2 protein-coding genes are annotated in these 1,589 nt (G+C 46.3%); both read right to left on the bottom strand.

Annotation, left to right across the window (positions count from 1 at the left end; all coding sequences use genetic code 11):
• On the bottom strand, positions 1-548 hold a 548-nt coding region (locus F6K20_RS37825; RefSeq protein WP_287298301.1), incomplete at its 3' end, for a M20 metallopeptidase family protein.
• Between the two features lie 132 nt (positions 549-680).
• A partial coding sequence (locus tag F6K20_RS37820; protein ID WP_287298299.1) for an AtzE family amidohydrolase occupies positions 681-1,589 on the bottom strand: 909 nt, incomplete at its 5' end.

Genomic DNA, 1,589 nt, shown 5'->3' with positions numbered 1-1,589 from the left:
TCTGCTGTTAATGCCCCATAGCGGATACCAATAGACCCTGCTGGAATTGATGGGAAAACGTGAAGACCAAAGATAGCACTGACATCCTTCATGCCCCCATCTTTAACAATCCAGTTTGCACCTTGAGCAATTTCCTCAGCTGGTTGGAACAGAAAGCGAGTATTACCAGGAAAAGTTTCTCCGAGTTGGGATAGAATCATAGCTGTGCCTAAGCCTACGGTGGTGTGGACATCATGACCACAGGCATGCATGACTCCCGGTTGATGTGAGGCAAAATCGAGGCAAGTTTGTTCGGTGATGGGTAGAGCATCCATATCAGTGCGCAGTGCGACTAATCGGTCATCGGTACCACCAATCAGTTCACCGATAAGACCAGTTTTGCCAATCCTTTCTTGTACATGAAGACCACAGGAGGATAGGACCCCAGCTACGTAAGCGGCTGTTTGGTGTTCTTGACCACTCAATTCTGGGTGAGAGTGGAGATGACGGCGGATTTCGATCAGACGCGGGGCAAGTTCTTGGGCTAACTCTTTAATCTGGGAGAGCATGCTGCTAGATAAATGCTAGATAAAATTGTTTCATACTTAACTCTTTATACTTCTTTTTGAATTGTGGCAATAATTAATATTTTATTATACAACTATTTGCGGTAAAAGAATATTGTCTCAATCATCGATTTGTTAAGACACAACCGCTGCTGAAACGATGCCTTGCTCCTCAAGCACTGCAGCAACTCTAAGAATCATGGCTTCATGGTAGGGTGCAGCAATAATTTGTACCCCTAAGGGCATTTGACCAGGACGGTGAATTGGTACCGATAAGACCGGTAAGCCAATGAAGGATAAGGGTTGAGTAAATAATCCTAAGTTTGGACGAACCAACACTTCTTCCCCAGCAATGACCATTTTTTCTTGACCCAGTAGGGGAGCAACACAAGGGGTAGTGGGAGCGAGGATAATATCGACATTTTGGAAGACTTCCCGAATGCGATCGCGAAACCATTGTCGAAACCGTTGCGCTTGAATATACCAAGTGCCTGGAATTAGGGCACCTGCTAAAAAGCGTACGCGTGTAGCTGGATCAAAATCATCGGGACGTTTACGCAAATTGTCCAAATGGAGGTTTGACCCTTCATTAGCTGTAATAATATAAGCTGCTGCTCTGGCTCGCTTGGCTTCTGGGATAGTAACCGAGGCAGTTACATCCAAGCTACTAGCCACTTTAGCCACAGCATCCAAGACTTCTGGTTCTGCCCCTTGAGCAAAATACCCATCAGCAACCCCAATCCGTAACCCTTCAATCCCTTCGTTAAGGTGGGGGACACAGAGTTCTGGGAGACGATTGCTACAAACTGGATCAGCGGGATCTGCTCCCTGAAGGATATCAAAAGTAGTAGCAATATCCCGTACAGAACGAGCAAACGGACCGATATGATCCAAACTAGCAGAAAACAAGAAAACCCCTGCGCGAGACAATCGTCCGTAGGTAGGTTTTAAGCCAAAAGTACCACACAACGCAGCTGGTACCCGGATTGAACCATTGGTATCAGAACCAAGAGTAATTGGTACTAATCCCGCTGCCACTGCTGA

The sequence above is a fragment of the Moorena sp. SIO2C4 genome, from assembly GCF_010672485.1.
GTDB lineage: Bacteria > Cyanobacteriota > Cyanobacteriia > Cyanobacteriales > Coleofasciculaceae > Moorena > Moorena producens.
This window is presented reverse-complemented; position numbering and strand designations above follow the sequence as displayed.